The following is a 13,926-nucleotide window of genomic DNA, read 5'->3' as shown; positions in this document are numbered from 1 at the left end:
ACAATGGCGTCATCAAACATTCGTGAACTCTGGTTTGCACCTGTGTTGCATGAAACGGCCGATCAGGCTTCGCCCATCGGCCCTGCGTCCTCGTCTTACCAGCGTTCACCCAGCAGATTGGGCTGGATCCCTTTGAGCAGCTTGTGATTGTCCTGCGGTCCCTTGATCCCGGCCTCGAACTCGGCGCGGAAATACTTGAGAGCGCTGCCAAGCGGCTCGACGGCGCCAGGGGCATGGGCACAGAAGGTCTTGCCCGGGCCGAGGAAACTGACCAGCTGTTCCAGCGTTGCCAGATCTCCTTGCTGACCCTCGCCCCGCTCCAGCGCCCGCAGCAGCTTGACGCTCCAGGGCAGGCCGTCGCGACAGGGAGTGCACCAGCCACAGGATTCACGGGCGAAGAACTCTTCCATGTTGCGCAAGAGCCCCACCATGTTGATGCTGTCATCCACCGCCATGGCGAGGCCGGTGCCCATGCGGGTGCCGACCTTGCCGATGCCGCCGGCATACATCTGGGCATCCAGGTGCTCGGGCAGCAGGAAGCCGGTACCGGCGCCGCCCGGTTGCCACGCTTTGAGGCGGTAGCCGGGCTTCATGCCACCGGCGTAGTTTTCAAACAGCTCGCGGGCCGTGATGCCAAACGGCAGCTCCCAGACCCCAGGGTTGTTCACCTTGCCGGAGAAGCCCATCAGTTTGGTGCCGTGATCTTCGGAGCCCGGCAGCGCCAGCCCCTGATACCAGGCAACCCCGTTGCCTATGATGGCGGGCACGTTGCACAGGGTCTCGACGTTGTTGACGCAGGTCGGCTTGCCCCAGACGCCGGAGACGGCGGGGAAGGGGGGCTTGGCGCGCGGGTTGGCGCGGCGCCCTTCCAGGGAGTTGATGAGCGCCGTCTCTTCGCCGCAGATGTAACGACCGGCGCCGGTGTGGACGAACAGCTCGAAGTCAAAGCCCGAGCCCAGGATGTTCTTGCCGAGCAGGCCGGCGGCCTTGGCCTCTTCCACCGCGCGGCGCAGGTTTATGGCGGCATCCACGTACTCGCCACGCAGGAAGATGTAGCCGCGATAGGCCTTGAGGGCCTTGGCGGAGATGATCATCCCCTCGATCAGCAGGTGGGGCAGTTGCTCCATCAGCAGCCGATCCTTGTAGGTATTTGGCTCCATCTCGTCGGCGTTGCAGAGCAGGTAACGTATGTTCATGCTCTCGTCTTTGGGCATCAGGCCCCACTTCACCCCGGTGGAGAAGCCGGCGCCACCGCGACCCTTGAGGCCGGCATCCTTGACGGTGCCGACTATCTCGTCCGGGCTCATCTGGCCGAGGGCTTTGCGGGCAGCGTCATAGCCCTGCTTGCTCTGGTATTCATCCAGCCAGACCGGCTGGCCGTCGTCACGCAGCCGCCAGGTGAGCGGATGGGTCTCGGGGGCGCGCGCGATCAGGTTGGCCGTGCCGATGGAGGCGAGAGGCGTGGTCGGCCGTGGGCTCATGGACATAGGTTGGCCTCCGGGGTCTGGTTGCGTTCAAGGCGCATGGGCAGATTGCCCTCGTGAAGACTCATGGGTAGGCCTCCAGGGTCTTGAGCAGGCTGATGGCATCGAGTCCGCCATAGGTGTCGTCGTCGATCATCAGCGCCGGCCCCTTGTCACAGTTGCCGAGGCAGCAGACGGGCAGCAGGGTGAAACGGCCGTCGGCGCTGGTCTGGCCGGGAGCCAGATCCATCACTTCCTTGAGGCCGGCCAGCAGCCCTTCGTGGCCGTTGATGTAACAGACCATGCTGTCACAGACCCGGATGATGTGGCGCCCGACCGGCTGGCGGAAGATCTGGCTGTAGAAAGTCGCAACCCCTTCCACGTCGCTGGCGGGAATGCCGAGTTCGGCAGCGATGGCATGGATGGCACCGTCCGGTACCCAGCCGCGGGCCTGCTGCACTATCTTGAGCGCTTCTATGCTGGCGGCGCGGGGATCTTCGTAGTGGTGTATCTCATGCCGGATGGCATCGCGTTCGGCCTGGCTCAGGACGAAGCCGTCCCCCTTGCCCTGGCACTCACTTTGCCCCTGCGGGGTCTGATTGTTTTGGCACTGACATTGCTGGCTCATGGCTTAACCTTTTGTGGCTTGTCCTTTTTGTCGCGTAACGGTTGTTTAGTAACAGCGGTTACTCAACGATCCACATCCGACATAACGAAATCGATACTGCCCAGGTAGGCGATGAGATCCGACACCATGCTGCCCCGGATCACCGAGGGGATCTGTTGCAGGTGAGCAAAGCTCGGGGTGCGGATCCGGGTCCGGTAGCTCATGGTGGAGCCATCGCTGGTCAGGTAATAACTGTTGATCCCCTTGGTCGCCTCTATCATCTGGAAGGATTCGGCGGCCGGCATCACAGGGCCCCAGGACACTTGCAGGAAGTGGGTGATCAGGGTCTCTATGTCTTGCAGGGTGCGATCTTTGGGCGGCGGCGTGGTGAGCGGGTGATCCGCCTTGAATGGCCCCTCCGGCATGTTCTTCACACACTGCTCTATGATGCGCAGGCTCTGGCGCATCTCTTCGAGGCGTATCATGCCGCGGTCGTAAACATCACCGTTGGCACCGACCGGCACCTCGAACTCGAACTGATCGTAGCCGGAGTAAGGGCGCCATTTGCGCACGTCAAAGTTGAGGCCGGTGGCGCGCAGACCGCCCCCCGTGATGCCCCACGCCAATGCCTGTTCTGTGGTATAGGGGGCGACGCCTATGGTGCGGCCGCGCAATATGCTGTTGCGCATGGCCGCCTTCTCATAATCCATCAGCCGCTTGGGCAGCCAGTTCAGCAGGTTATCCTGGATGAGACGAGCCCAGCCCACCGGCAGATCGTGCGCCACGCCGCCGATACGGAACCAGGCCGGGTGCATGCGTGCGCCCGTGATGGCTTCGATGATGGTGTAGATCTTCTGGCGATCGGTGAAGGTGAAGAAGACGGGGGTCATGGCGCCCACGTCCTGGATATAGGTCCCGAGGAACAGCAGGTGGCTCTGGATGCGGAACAGCTCCGCCAGCATCACCCGGATCACGTCGACCCGGTTTGGCACCTTGATGCCCGCCAGCTTCTCGACCGCCAGCACATAAGGCAGGTTGTTCATGACGCCGCCCAGGTACTCGACCCGGTCGGTATAGGGGATGTAGCTGTGCCAGGACTGACGCTCACCCATCTTCTCGGCACCGCGGTGGTGATAGCCGATGTCGGGCACGCAGTCGCGTATCTCCTCGCCATCGAGCTGCAGCACCAGCCGGAAGGCGCCGTGGGCGGAGGGGTGGTTCGGGCCGAGGTTCAAGAACATGTAGTCCTCGTTCTCGTTGCCCCGGTTCATGCCCCACTCTTCGGGTTTGAACAGCAGGTTGTCCTGCTCCTGATCCTGTTTGACCGCATCGAGCATGAAGGGATCGAACTCGGTGGCGCGCGCCGGATAGTCTTTGCGCAGCGGGTGACCCTGCCAGCTCTTGGGCATCATGATGCGGGTCAGATGGGGGTGACCATCGAAGTTGATGCCCATCAGATCCCACACTTCCCGCTCGTACCAGTTGGCGTTGGGGAAGTGGCGGCTGATGGTTGGCAGGCTCAGATCGCTCTCTTTGAGCGGCACCTTCAGTATCACATCGGCGTTGCGGTCGATGGAGATGAGATGATAGAAAACGGTGAAGTCGCTCTCGGGCAGGCCGTCGCGATGGCTGCGCATCCGCTCGTCGGTGGCGCTGAGATCAAACAGCATCACGAACGGGGAGGGGAGCTTGCGCAAGAAGCCGATCACGTCCAGCAGCAGCTCGCGGGAGAGCCAGACCACGGGCACGCCGGTGCGGGTGGTCTGAACGGTGAAGCGCTCGGCGCCAAAGTGGGCAAACAGCTCGCCGACCACCTGGGCATCCTGGTGATCGCTCGGTTGCCACTGGGCCATGGTGTAGTTACTGGGGAATTCTCGAGTCAGTTTCATGATCAGATCTCATCCGGCGTGCGCAGGTTGGTAACGTTGATCCGCTCGCCGCGCTTGCGTTCCTTCTCGGCCTGCATCTGGGGACGGTAGATCCCCTGATCGCCCACCACCCAGGAGAGGGGGCGGCGTTCCTTGCCGATGGAGTCCTGCAGCAGCATCAGGGCTTGCAGGAAGGCCTCGGGACGGGGCGGGCAGCCAGGAATGTAGACGTCGACCGGCAGGAACTTGTCCACGCCCTGTACCACTGAGTAGATGTCATACATGCCGCCCGAGTTGGCGCAGGCGCCCATGGAGATGACCCACTTGGGTTCGAGCAGCTGTTCGTACAGGCGCTGGATGACGGGTGCCATCTTGATGAAGGGCGTCCCTGCTATCACCATGAAATCGGCCTGACGCGGCGAGGCTCGAATAACCTCGGCGCCGAAGCGGGCCACGTCATGGGGGGAGGTGAAGGCAGTACACATCTCCACGTAGCAGCAGGAGATGCCGAAGTTGTAGGGCCAGAGGGAATTCTTGCGACCCCAGTTGACGGTGTCTTGCAACACCTCCTCGAGACGCCCCATCATGATGCCGCGTTCAGCCTGTTGCGCCAGCGGATCATCGACTGTCTGGCGCTGTTCCTGGGGGTAGCGCTCAACCGGCGCATCCGGGTCAATCCGGGTCAGGGTGTACTTCATGGTGCAACCTCAAAGGGAATATCGGTAATTCAGTCTGGCTTCTTGTCAGTCAGAACGCGTTTCTTTGGTGCCCAGTCGAGGGCGCCGATGCGCCACAGGTAGATAAGACCTACCAGCAGCAGAGTGATAAAGATGGCGGCTTCAATAAAGCCGACCCAGCCACTCTCCCGAACGGAGACGGACCAGGCGAACAGATAGAGTGCCTCGACGTCGAAGATGACGAAGAACATGGCGACCAGGTAGAACTTGGCGGAGAAACGCAGACGGGCATTGCCAACCGAATCTATGCCCGATTCGAAGGGCTTGTTTTTGGCTCGACCGTAGGCACGGCCTCCCAGCAAGGCGGCCAGACCTATCATGATCAGGCACAGGCAAATGGCTGCAACGACATAGATAGCAAAAGCCCAATGCTGGACAGCAATATCAGCAAACATATAGGTTTTCCCTAACCGAATTAATCATGTGACTTAACAAGGGTGTTACGCATTATGCCACTTCCATACTGATTTACATGTCATTTCAAAGGATTAATTATTAATCATGGGGGGAAAAATCGGTTTTTGCTAGCAAGGTCAATTTTCTCATTTGAGAATCATTTTCAATGGCGCGAATAGACCCGGAAAACGGCGCGCCGCAGGGGCCTGTACGGCGTGGCATGCGGGGAAAATAGGGGATGCTGGTCGGATGACTTGGGCGATAACGGCTGGATGAGATGCAAAGAAAACCCCGCTGGGCGGGGTTTGCTGATCAGGGTTTGAGGATGGGGAGCGCCTCTTCGGCAGCCTTGCCTTGGGAGAGGGTGATCTCGACCCGGCGGTTGGCCTGTCGATGCTCAGGCGTGTCGTTGGCATAGCGCGGCTGGGCATCGGCCACCCCCTGAGCTATGACCCTGGTTGCGTCCAGCTTGGGGTTGGTGAGCAGGGTATGGACGATGGAGGCCGAGCGCAGCACCGACAGCTCCCAGTTGCTGCGATAGAGCTCTATCGGCGCCTGCGAGTTGTCCGTGTGGCCTGTCACCACCACCTTGCCCGGGATGTCGGCCAGTATGCCGGAGATCTTGCTGACCAGCGGAATGAACTGGGGCTGCAGGAAGGCCGAATCGGCCGGGAACAGCGCCTTCTCGCCGATGCGGATCACCAGCTGGCTGCCGAGCTGCTCCACCTCCAGATCCTTGGATTCAATCTGTGCCTTGAGCTGCTGCTCGAGTTTCTTCTTGGTGACCTGTACCCACTCCTGTTCCTTGGTCTTGTGCGGCCAGGCCTCGGTGGCACTCGGCTTCTCCGAGGCCCCTATGGTTTCGTTGAAGGGATCTGCCGCCGCGGTCGGTGCCTCTTTTTCCAGCACGGTTTCTTTATCCGGGCTGCTGGGGGCCGTTCTGGATTCCGGCTCCAGGATCCCGGTGCCGCCCTGCATCACAGGGGAACCCGCGGGTGGAGAGATGAGGCCGATTTTACCCAGCGACTCGATGAAGCCCTGGATCAGCACCCGGGTCTCGGATTGTTTGGCCATGGCAAAGGAGTAGAGCACCACGAACAGGGCGAACAACAGGGTCATGAAGTCGGCATAGGAAACCAGCCAGCGTTCGTGGTTCTCCGGCGCTTCAGGCTTTTTCTTTTTGGCCACCATGGCCTCCCAGATAAGGTTCGAGGGTAACTTGTAACCGGGCTTGCGACTCGCCATCCACGATGCAGAGGATACCGGTCAAGGTCATCTCCTTGTAGTGGCGGATATCATGGGCAAACCCCTTGTAGCGGTTACCGAAGGGAAGAAAGATCAGGTTGGCGGCACCCACCCCGTAGATGGTGGCGATGAAGGCCACCGCGATGGCACCACCCAGTTTGTCAGGGGCATCCAGCAGGCCCATGGCGTGGATCAGGCCAAATACCGCGCCCACTATCCCCATGGTCGGGCAGTAGCCGCCCATGGCCTCGTAGAATTTGACCGTCTGCTCGAGATCCTCATGCTCGAACTCGATCTCGTTCTCCAATACCTCGTGGATCTTGGTCTTCTCGTAGCCATCGACCATCATTTGTACCCCTTTTTGCAGGAAGGGATCCTTGATCTCGTCGATCATGCCTTCCAGGGCCAGCATGCCGCTGCGTCTGGCGTTGCCGGCCAGGGTTTCCAGCAACTGTGCCTGTTCCAGCATGTCGAGTTTGGGGGGGGCAAGCAGCCACTTGAAGCGCTTGAAGGTTTTACCGACGACGGAGAAGGGAAACTGGGTCAGTGCGGCACCGACAGTACCGCCTATCACTATGAGGAAGGCTGGCAGATCGAGCAGGGCGCTGGGATGGCCCCCCTCGATGATGTTACCGCCAAGGATACAGATTATTGCAAAAATCAGGCCAATCAAGCTCATTCTTTGTACGTCCCTGAATATTGATAATGGCTAGTGTAGCTATTTAAGTATCAGTTTTTCAAAATGATATCCAATCGGTGTGCAATAAATCAGAGCCGGGTCCGGCGGGAAAATATTTGACGGCGCAGGGTGGAACACCTGTCTGGACAGGGCGAGAAACCAGGCATTGTGATACCGAGGGGCAAGGACGCCTGATATGAAGAATGCCCCCAAGGTCATGCCGGTGTTTTTCGAGCGGGTGGTGAGAGCATTAGCCGCTCGAGAGCCGATGCGCAGGCCAGAAAGCAAAAAGCCCGACCAGTGGGTCGGGCTTTGCAATTTGGCGGTGAGGGAGGGATTCGAACCCTCGATACGTTGCCGTATACACACTTTCCAGGCGTGCTCCTTCAGCCACTCAGACACCTCACCAAATTTTGGTCTGTTGTTTAGGGTGCTCAGCCAGCACCTTGTTCGCTGCGCCGTTGCGCTGGAACGGGGCGTAATTTAGGGGAAAGGGCTGCCGGGGTCAACCACTTTTCCCCTTATTTTTCATAATCTTTATCGGATGCCTATCCCTTGAACAGAATGCCGGTTTTTTAAACCCGATCAGGGCTTGTCCAGGATGATCAGGCTGTCGGGCAGCTCATTCTGATCCCGGGTCGCCGGGAAGGCATCGGTCAGGATGGCGCTGGTGCGCTCCACGCACTCGATGAATCCCTGCTCCACCTCCCGGTTGCGCACCCGTTGGGTGAAGTCGTCGATGATCGCCTGCCACTGGGCATTGTCGATGTGCTGGGCTATGCCGTCGTCCACCAGTATCTCCACGTAGTGCTCGGCCACCGAGACAAAGATCAGAACCCCCAGCCGGTCACGGGTGCGGTGCAGACCCTGTTCGACAAACTGCAGGCGAGCCATCAGCGCCGCCCTGTGCCGGCGTACCTTCTTCGGGATCAGGTACATCTTGATGGGGGTCCAGTGGAACAACAGGCTCAGCAGCAGCCAGACCGACCACTGTGCCAGCAGGATCTCGTACCAGCCGAGCCAGAAGCCGAGCTCAAACACCAGCAGGGGTGTGAGCATGGCAATCAGCGCTGCCCACAGGGTGGGAATATAGCGATAACCGTCACTGGCTGGCGCCAGCACTGTGACCAGTTCAGCATCCGTTTCCAGCTCAGCCTCGCGAACCTTGGCCTGCAGCGTGTGGAAGAACTGTTTAGAAATCATGGTGTCGTCTCTTCATTCCTGTATTCCTGTTACCAACCACCGGAGGCTCCGCCGCCGCCAAAACTGCCGCCGCCCCCGCTGAAACCGCCACTGCTGCCGCCACGGCCACCGAAGCTGCCGGCCCCGAAGCCTCCGGTCAGCAAGGCCGCGCGGCGTCGGCCACCGCTGCCACCCCCCCCGCCACCGCCGCGCAGGTTGTGCAGCACTAGCATCACAATCACCATCAGGATGAACAGCCAGGGGCCGCCCAGCTTGCCCTCCTGTTTGTCGGTGTCCACCGGCGTGTACTCACCCGCCAGCGCCTGCATGATGCTCCGGCTGCCGGCGACCACGCCGGCGACCATGTCGCCACGCTTGAAGGCTGGCAGGATCCGGGTCTGGATGATGTTGGCCGCAATGGCGTCGGGCAGGGCACCTTCCAGCCCATAGCCCACCTCGATGCGCACCTTGCGTTCATCCTGGGCGATCAGCAGCAGGATGCCGTTGTTCTTGCCCTTCTGACCTATGCCCCAGTGGCGGCCGAGCTGGTAGCCGTACTCCTCTATGGTGTCGCCACCCAGCGTGTCGATGGAGACCACCACCAGCTGGATGCCGCTGCGCTTTTCAAACGCGGCCAGTTGCTGGGTCAGCTGATGGGCCTGCTTGCGGGACATCAGGTTCGCCTCGTCCACCACCCGGCCGCTGAGGGCTGGAAAGGTGGGGGCGGCTTGCAGCGCCGCCGTCCACAGCAGCAGACAGGGCAACAGCCAGCGAACAAGCCTACTCATTGGAAGCTGACCTTGGGCGCCTCATCGGCACCTGGCTTGGCACTGAAGCTAGGTTTGGCCTCCAGATCCGAATAGAGCAACTTGGACCAGATGACGCCGGGGAAGGTGCGGATCTCGGTATTGAACTGGCGCACCGCCTCTATGTAGTCGCGGCGGGCCACAGAGATACGGTTCTCGGTGCCTTCCAGCTGGGCCTGAAGGGTGAGGAACTGCTGATCCGCCTTCAGGTCCGGATAGCGTTCGACCACTACCATCAGTCGGGAGAGGGCGCTGGAGAGCTGGTTCTGGGCCGCTTCAAACTCCTTGAGCTGGGCGGGATCGCTCACCTGCACGCTGCCGACCCGGGCACGGGCGTCGGTGACCGCTTTCAGGGTCTCCTGCTCATGGCTGGCATAGCCCTTGACGGTGGCCACCAGATTGGGAATGAGATCGGCCCGGCGCTGGTACTGGTTCTCGACCTGGCCCCAGCTCGCCTTGACCTGTTCATCCAGGGTCGGAATGTTGTTCATGCCGCAACCCGTCAGTCCCAGCAGCAGGGTCAGGGTCAACAGGCTCTGTGTTGTCCTGCGCCAGAGTGAAGTGGCCATCTTGTTGTTCTCCATTGAAATTTCTAGCGGATATAGGTGCACCATAACAGCTTGTGGTCAACTGCCACAACGGGCGGGCAGCCTGGGTTTGCTGTACGCCATCGAGACCTTGGGCAATTGCGGCTTGTCCTTGAGCCAGGAGGCCAGCTCGGCGCCGCAGCCATTGCCGGGCGGGATCGGGGCCTGGGGCTGGCAATCCGGACTGCCAGCCGGACAGCGCAGGCGCACATGGAAGTGGCTGAAGTGGCCGACCCAGGGACGCAGCTTGGCGACCCAGGGTTCGTCGGCGGCCCGTTTGCACACCTCGCCCTTGAGCACAGGGTTGATAAAGATGCGGGCCACCTCGGGCTTGCTGGCCGCGAGGCGCAGCAGTTCCAGTTGCTGGGGGCCGAAGCGTCCCGGCAAGACCCGGTAACTGGGCTCGTCGATCAGTGCCCACTCCCTGGGGGCATCTTGCTCCCATTTGCTGATGGGCTGGTTGGCCATCCGAAACCAGATGTCGGCATCGAGCCCGGTCTGGTGGCTGCGATGGCCCGAGCTGAAGGGGCCGCCGTGGGCCATGGCCAGATCGGCGATATAGAGATCCGGCATGCCAGCCATCCGGGTCTGGTTTGCCAGGGTAGTGAGGTAGTGAATAAGGTCAGGGTGACCGTAGTAGCGCAGTCGTTTGCTGCGGATCACCTGATAGCCGGGCCCTGTCAGCGGCAGGGCCACGCCATTTTTGAGGCAGCCGGCCGAATAGCCGCCAATGGCTTCGGGATCGATCGGGCGGCTGGTCCCGGTATGCAGGGCACTGGCCATGAAGAGCAGGGTGGTAGCAAGCATGAGACTCCCGACAATCACGCTAAGAGGTGGGCTCAGATAACCCCAATCATATCAAGAGTCTGGCAAGGTCGTCACCCGACTTGCCGGTCGGGTTGCATCTTGGCGTCCGGCTCCCGCACAATGCGCGCCACAGCCAGGTGAGCGCACGAGAGCATGAGGAGAAGGAGATGAAGGTGAGTGAGCTGGTGGAGAAGGCGGGGCTCTGTTGCCTGATGCCTCCCGCCCGACGTTTTTATCCTGTGATGGGGGTCTTGCTGCTGGCGAGTCTGGCAACCGTGTTTGCCGCCGTCGGCCTGGGTTATCCGACGATGGGGCTGCTGCCCTGGGTGGGTCTGGTGTTTGGCGGCATAGTGCTGCTGATGATGGTGCTGCCTCGCAACTGGCAGCGCTGGCGACTGGCCGAGCTCGCCTGGGACGATGAGCGCCTCTATCTGCTCAATGGCAGCGATGACAGGGCGCTGGCACTGCCAAGAGCGGCCCTGGTCGGCATAGAGCGGGATCGCAAGGTGGGCCACGACGGCCAGTGGCTGGAGTTCAGCCTGGATCTCAGGCTCGATGGCGAGCAGCTCGCGGCGGCGACCAAATTGATGGGGCTTGGCCGTGAGGGAACCCACGAGGTCGCGCCCGGCATTTATCGCTTCGGCTTTAAACGGGCCTGGCACGGTCGCCGTGCACTCAAGGAGATACTCAGGGCGCTGCTCCCCATTTGAGCTGACTATTTTCTCGACAATCCACCCCAAAGCTCAGATACTGCCAGTGACTCGAATTGATCTTGCCTGTTCTGTTCGCCCAAGAGATCAATGACTTGAGTGAACAGGACGGGGAGTGCCTCGGCATGATGCCCTGGCAGGTCCGGCATGGAGGTTGTGCCCTTACTTCTGTGTTGGTGATTGGATAGAGAAGGCACCTTGAATCGAGAGTGGATGGCATGAAGATTTACGTAGGTAATCTGTCGTACCGGATGACGGCCGACGAACTGACAACCGTGTTCAGCCAATTTGGGCAGGTAGAAAAGGTCGATATCATCATCGATCGCGATACCGGTCAGTCCAAGGGGTTTGGCTTTATTGAAATGCCTGTCAATGGCGATGCCGAGAAGGCCATCGCCGGTTTGCATGGCACCGAAATCGGTGGCCGCACCATCACAGTCAACCAAGCCAAACCGAAGACAGATGCACCACGTGGTCGCCCCCAGCGTCATCGTTGAGTTGCCTCGATAATGCAAAACGGCATGGGTATCCCCCATGCCGTTTTTGTTGGTGCGGCGCCATGCCGCTGTCACTCAGGGTCAGGGCACGTCATACCCGAGCGCCGCCTTGCGAATGCGGAACCACTGCTGGCGAGTGAGCACAATGGACTCGGCAGCCACGGCGGCGGCGATCCGCTCCCGCTTGCCTGATCCTATCAGCGGCAACGGCTGGCTTGGCAGCATCATCACCCAGGCGTAGACCAGCTGCTCTATGTGCTGAGCGCCCACTTCATGGCGGATCTGCTCGAGCTCGGCGCGCAGCGGCGCATACTCCTGGCCGTTGAACAGGCGTCCGCCACCGAGGCAGGACCAGGCCATGGGCTTGATGCGCAGTTGCTGGCATTGATCAAGGGTGCCATCCAGGGTGGTGCTCTGGTTCAGCGGCGAGATCTCCAGCTGGTTGGTGACCAGCGGGAAGGGCAGGCGCGATTGCAGCAGCTCGAACTGGCGAGGGGTGAAGTTGGATACCCCGGCGTGTTTGATCTTGCCTGCCTGCCTGAGGGTGATGAAGGCATCGGCCACCTCGTCGGCATCCATCAGGGGATCCGGACGGTGGATCAGCAGCAGATCCAGATGGTCGGTGCCGAGCTTGTGCAAGGAGGCCTCGGCGCTGGCGATGATGTGTGCCTTGCCGGTGTTGTAGTGGTTGAGGGCATGTTCAGGCCTGGCGGTGAGGGCGATGCCGCACTTGCTGACGATCTCCATCCGCTCGCGCAGGGAAGGCTCGAGGCGCAGGGCCTTGCCGAACGCCTCCTCGCACTGGTAACCGCCGTAGATGTCGGCGTGATCCAGGGTGGTCACTCCCAGATCCAGGTGGTACTTCATCAGGTCGAGCAGCGCGGCCGGGGAGAGTTGCCACTCCATCAGACGCCAGTAGCCCATGATGAGGCGGGAGAAGGTCGGGCCCTGATCGTGCAGGGTGACGCGAGATACAGACATGAGTGACTCCTTGGGAAATTAATGCTGCCAGCATCTTGGTCTCTTCTGCCTGGCAAGGCAATAATGCGGCTTTTGTTCACTCGAACTTTGGTTCTGACGGGATATATATGGAAGGATTTGCCGAGCGGTTGCGGAGTCTGATCGGGGCGGGCAGCATCAGCGCGTTTGCGCGTAAAGTCGGCTTGAGCGAAGCCCTGATCCGCAAATATCTAAAGGGGGCCGAGCCCGGCCTTGGCAAGGCAAACCAGATCGCCATGGGGGCCAACTGCTCGCTGGAGTGGCTTGCCACCGGTTGCGGTTATCTTTACCGACAGGCAGAAGTGGTGGATCGGGAGGCGCTGGCCGCCGCAGGCGCCCTGCTGCAGGAGCTGCAGCCGGCGCCATCCCTGCCTGATGAAAGGCAACTGGTCACCCTGCTCGCCTACTACCAGTTCTTGCGCAGCCACAAGAAGGCCGACGGCTTCCTGGATCTGGCGCTGGCGCGCGAATTTGGCAAGCACCTCAATGAGGCATGAACCCGGATGGGCGTAGCCGGCCAACTCTTGGCGGCAGCCGGTTATTATTCTGATAACCTCTAAACAGACGGCAGATCCGGGGAGAGGGTGATGGGCTATCTGATCTTGGGCAGTGGTGGATTGGGCACGGCGCTGGCCAGGGAGCTGTCGGACCGGGGCGAGGAGCTGGTGCTGGCGGGCAGGCAACTGCCAAAAGGGCTGGATCCGGCCTGCTACTTCCCGTTGCAGGAGGTGGATCCACTCTCCTTCGATGCGCTGTTCACCCTCTATGACACGACCACCCTGCCGAGCGTGGTGATCAACACAATAGGTCTGCTGCACGACATCAACTTCATGCCGGAGCGGCGGGTGGAGGAGGTCAATCCCAAGTGGCTATGCGACAGCCTGCTGGCCAATGCCTGGCCACATCTGGCCCTCGGCGCCTGCCTGAGCCGCCGCATGGCCCCGGATGCCAGCTTGTGGCTCTGTTCTCTCTCCGATCTGGCCGGCAGCCTGACCGCCAATGAGACGGGTAGCCGCTACAGCTACCGGATGAGCAAGGCGGCCCTCAACATGGGGGCCAGGACGCTGGCGCTCGAATGGCGGGACCGCTTCCCCTGCGCCGGGGTGATCACCGTGCATCCGGGTCCCATGGATACCCCCATGAACCAGCCCTTTCTCCATGAGCTGGCCCCCGCCAGCCTGCAGGATCCGGCATGGGTCGCCCCCCGTTTGCTGGATCTGATCGCCGGTTTGTCGTTGGTACAATCCGGCGCATTTGTGGATCTGCAGGGGCAGCCGCTGCCCTGGTAAGCCGTCACCGGGTTCACATTCCAGCGACGCCCTGCTTGCCAAGCCCGCCCGGGC

General features: G+C 61.0%; 16 protein-coding genes and 1 tRNA gene. 4 read left to right on the top strand and 13 right to left on the bottom strand.

All coding sequences use genetic code 11. The annotated features are described in order from the left end of the window. Nucleotides 1-95: 95 nt before the first annotated feature. From nuoF to mepA, 12 genes are all read right to left on the bottom strand, one after another. Nucleotides 96-1,481 (bottom strand): NADH-quinone oxidoreductase subunit NuoF, encoded by a 1,386-nt coding sequence (nuoF, locus tag CK910_RS18965; RefSeq protein ID WP_043136999.1) that lies wholly within the window; start codon nucleotides 1,479-1,481, stop codon nucleotides 96-98. 67 nt (nucleotides 1,482-1,548) lie between these two features. Next, nucleotides 1,549-2,091 carry an NADH-quinone oxidoreductase subunit NuoE gene (nuoE, locus tag CK910_RS18960; RefSeq protein ID WP_043136692.1) on the bottom strand — a complete coding sequence of 181 codons (543 nt, stop codon included), beginning with the start codon at nucleotides 2,089-2,091 and terminating at the stop codon, nucleotides 1,549-1,551. Nucleotides 2,092-2,153: 62 nt separating this feature from the next. Then, nucleotides 2,154-3,959, bottom strand: coding sequence for an NADH-quinone oxidoreductase subunit C/D (gene nuoC, locus CK910_RS18955; RefSeq protein WP_098984344.1), 1,806 nt, complete (start codon nucleotides 3,957-3,959; stop codon nucleotides 2,154-2,156). A 2-nt stretch (nucleotides 3,960-3,961) separates the two neighbouring features. Then, complete coding sequence (locus CK910_RS18950) at nucleotides 3,962-4,636, bottom strand: NuoB/complex I 20 kDa subunit family protein (protein ID WP_042034369.1); 675 nt, start codon at nucleotides 4,634-4,636, stop codon at nucleotides 3,962-3,964. A 29-nt stretch (nucleotides 4,637-4,665) separates the two neighbouring features. Then, nucleotides 4,666-5,070 carry an NADH-quinone oxidoreductase subunit A gene (locus CK910_RS18945; RefSeq protein ID WP_042865893.1) on the bottom strand — a complete coding sequence of 135 codons (405 nt, stop codon included), beginning with the start codon at nucleotides 5,068-5,070 and terminating at the stop codon, nucleotides 4,666-4,668. Nucleotides 5,071-5,383: 313 nt separating this feature from the next. Beyond that, nucleotides 5,384-6,262 carry a flagellar motor protein MotB gene (locus CK910_RS18940; protein WP_043555315.1) on the bottom strand — a complete coding sequence of 293 codons (879 nt, stop codon included), beginning with the start codon at nucleotides 6,260-6,262 and terminating at the stop codon, nucleotides 5,384-5,386. Next, nucleotides 6,237-6,995, bottom strand: coding sequence for a flagellar motor protein (locus tag CK910_RS18935; protein ID WP_043555316.1), 759 nt, complete (start codon nucleotides 6,993-6,995; stop codon nucleotides 6,237-6,239). The genes CK910_RS18940 and CK910_RS18935 overlap by 26 nt, the downstream gene beginning before the upstream one ends. Before the next feature lie 320 nt (nucleotides 6,996-7,315). Beyond that, nucleotides 7,316-7,403, bottom strand: a tRNA-Ser gene (locus tag CK910_RS18930). Nucleotides 7,404-7,580: 177 nt separating this feature from the next. Beyond that, the gene (locus tag CK910_RS18925) at nucleotides 7,581-8,198 is read right to left on the bottom strand and encodes a TPM domain-containing protein (protein ID WP_098984343.1); all 618 of its coding nucleotides are present in this window, start codon (nucleotides 8,196-8,198) and stop codon (nucleotides 7,581-7,583) included. Nucleotides 8,199-8,227: 29 nt separating this feature from the next. Continuing rightward, complete coding sequence (locus CK910_RS18920; RefSeq protein ID WP_098984342.1) at nucleotides 8,228-8,965, bottom strand: TPM domain-containing protein; 738 nt, start codon at nucleotides 8,963-8,965, stop codon at nucleotides 8,228-8,230. Continuing rightward, the gene (locus CK910_RS18915; RefSeq protein WP_172955367.1) at nucleotides 8,962-9,567 is read right to left on the bottom strand and encodes a LemA family protein; all 606 of its coding nucleotides are present in this window, start codon (nucleotides 9,565-9,567) and stop codon (nucleotides 8,962-8,964) included. The genes CK910_RS18920 and CK910_RS18915 overlap by 4 nt, the downstream gene beginning before the upstream one ends. Nucleotides 9,568-9,609: 42 nt before the next feature. Continuing rightward, nucleotides 9,610-10,377: a penicillin-insensitive murein endopeptidase gene (mepA, locus tag CK910_RS18910; protein ID WP_172955366.1), complete on the bottom strand. Its 768-nt coding sequence runs from the start codon at nucleotides 10,375-10,377 to the stop codon at nucleotides 9,610-9,612. A gap of 167 nt (nucleotides 10,378-10,544) precedes the next feature. Here mepA and CK910_RS18905 point away from each other — a divergent pair, with 167 nt between their 5' ends. Next, on the top strand, nucleotides 10,545-11,087 hold the full coding sequence (locus tag CK910_RS18905; RefSeq protein ID WP_098984340.1) for a hypothetical protein: 543 nt from the start codon (nucleotides 10,545-10,547) through the stop codon (nucleotides 11,085-11,087). Between the two features lie 218 nt (nucleotides 11,088-11,305). Further along, nucleotides 11,306-11,584 carry an RNA recognition motif domain-containing protein gene (locus CK910_RS18900; protein WP_080741091.1) on the top strand — a complete coding sequence of 93 codons (279 nt, stop codon included), beginning with the start codon at nucleotides 11,306-11,308 and terminating at the stop codon, nucleotides 11,582-11,584. Between the two features lie 81 nt (nucleotides 11,585-11,665). On the opposite strand, the gene CK910_RS18895 is transcribed toward CK910_RS18900, so the two are convergent. After that, on the bottom strand, nucleotides 11,666-12,565 hold the full coding sequence (locus CK910_RS18895) for an aldo/keto reductase (protein WP_098984338.1): 900 nt from the start codon (nucleotides 12,563-12,565) through the stop codon (nucleotides 11,666-11,668). 107 nt (nucleotides 12,566-12,672) lie between these two features. On the opposite strand from CK910_RS18895, the gene CK910_RS18890 reads away from it, so the two are divergent. After that, on the top strand, nucleotides 12,673-13,080 hold the full coding sequence (locus tag CK910_RS18890) for a helix-turn-helix domain-containing protein (protein WP_043136665.1): 408 nt from the start codon (nucleotides 12,673-12,675) through the stop codon (nucleotides 13,078-13,080). 90 nt (nucleotides 13,081-13,170) lie between these two features. Then, nucleotides 13,171-13,872, top strand: coding sequence for a short-chain dehydrogenase (locus CK910_RS18885; protein WP_098984337.1), 702 nt, complete (start codon nucleotides 13,171-13,173; stop codon nucleotides 13,870-13,872). Nucleotides 13,873-13,926: the final 54 nt, after the last annotated feature.

Source organism: Aeromonas sp. CA23 (assembly GCF_002587065.1).
GTDB classification, from domain to species: domain Bacteria; phylum Pseudomonadota; class Gammaproteobacteria; order Enterobacterales; family Aeromonadaceae; genus Aeromonas; species Aeromonas bestiarum.
This window is presented reverse-complemented; position numbering and strand designations above follow the sequence as displayed.

Excerpts from the sequence above, each read along its gene's own strand:
- CK910_RS18890 (WP_043136665.1), top strand. The coding sequence starts at position 12,673 with ATGGAAGGATTTGCCGAGCGGTTGCGGAGTCTGATCGGGGCGGGCAGC.
- CK910_RS18925 (WP_098984343.1), bottom strand. The coding sequence starts at position 8,198 with ATGATTTCTAAACAGTTCTTCCACACGCTGCAGGCCAAGGTTCGCGAG.
- CK910_RS18905 (WP_098984340.1), top strand. The coding sequence starts at position 10,545 with ATGAAGGTGAGTGAGCTGGTGGAGAAGGCGGGGCTCTGTTGCCTGATG.
- CK910_RS18950 (WP_042034369.1), bottom strand. The coding sequence starts at position 4,636 with ATGAAGTACACCCTGACCCGGATTGACCCGGATGCGCCGGTTGAGCGC.
- mepA (WP_172955366.1), bottom strand. The coding sequence starts at position 10,377 with ATGCTTGCTACCACCCTGCTCTTCATGGCCAGTGCCCTGCATACCGGG.
- CK910_RS18945 (WP_042865893.1), bottom strand. The coding sequence starts at position 5,070 with ATGTTTGCTGATATTGCTGTCCAGCATTGGGCTTTTGCTATCTATGTC.
- nuoE (WP_043136692.1), bottom strand. The coding sequence starts at position 2,091 with ATGAGCCAGCAATGTCAGTGCCAAAACAATCAGACCCCGCAGGGGCAA.
- nuoF (WP_043136999.1), bottom strand. The coding sequence starts at position 1,481 with ATGAGCCCACGGCCGACCACGCCTCTCGCCTCCATCGGCACGGCCAAC.
- CK910_RS18885 (WP_098984337.1), top strand. The coding sequence starts at position 13,171 with ATGGGCTATCTGATCTTGGGCAGTGGTGGATTGGGCACGGCGCTGGCC.
- CK910_RS18920 (WP_098984342.1), bottom strand. The coding sequence starts at position 8,965 with ATGAGTAGGCTTGTTCGCTGGCTGTTGCCCTGTCTGCTGCTGTGGACG.
- CK910_RS18940 (WP_043555315.1), bottom strand. The coding sequence starts at position 6,262 with ATGGTGGCCAAAAAGAAAAAGCCTGAAGCGCCGGAGAACCACGAACGC.
- CK910_RS18915 (WP_172955367.1), bottom strand. The coding sequence starts at position 9,567 with ATGGAGAACAACAAGATGGCCACTTCACTCTGGCGCAGGACAACACAG.
- CK910_RS18900 (WP_080741091.1), top strand. The coding sequence starts at position 11,306 with ATGAAGATTTACGTAGGTAATCTGTCGTACCGGATGACGGCCGACGAA.
- nuoC (WP_098984344.1), bottom strand. The coding sequence starts at position 3,959 with ATGAAACTGACTCGAGAATTCCCCAGTAACTACACCATGGCCCAGTGG.
- CK910_RS18935 (WP_043555316.1), bottom strand. The coding sequence starts at position 6,995 with ATGAGCTTGATTGGCCTGATTTTTGCAATAATCTGTATCCTTGGCGGT.
- CK910_RS18895 (WP_098984338.1), bottom strand. The coding sequence starts at position 12,565 with ATGTCTGTATCTCGCGTCACCCTGCACGATCAGGGCCCGACCTTCTCC.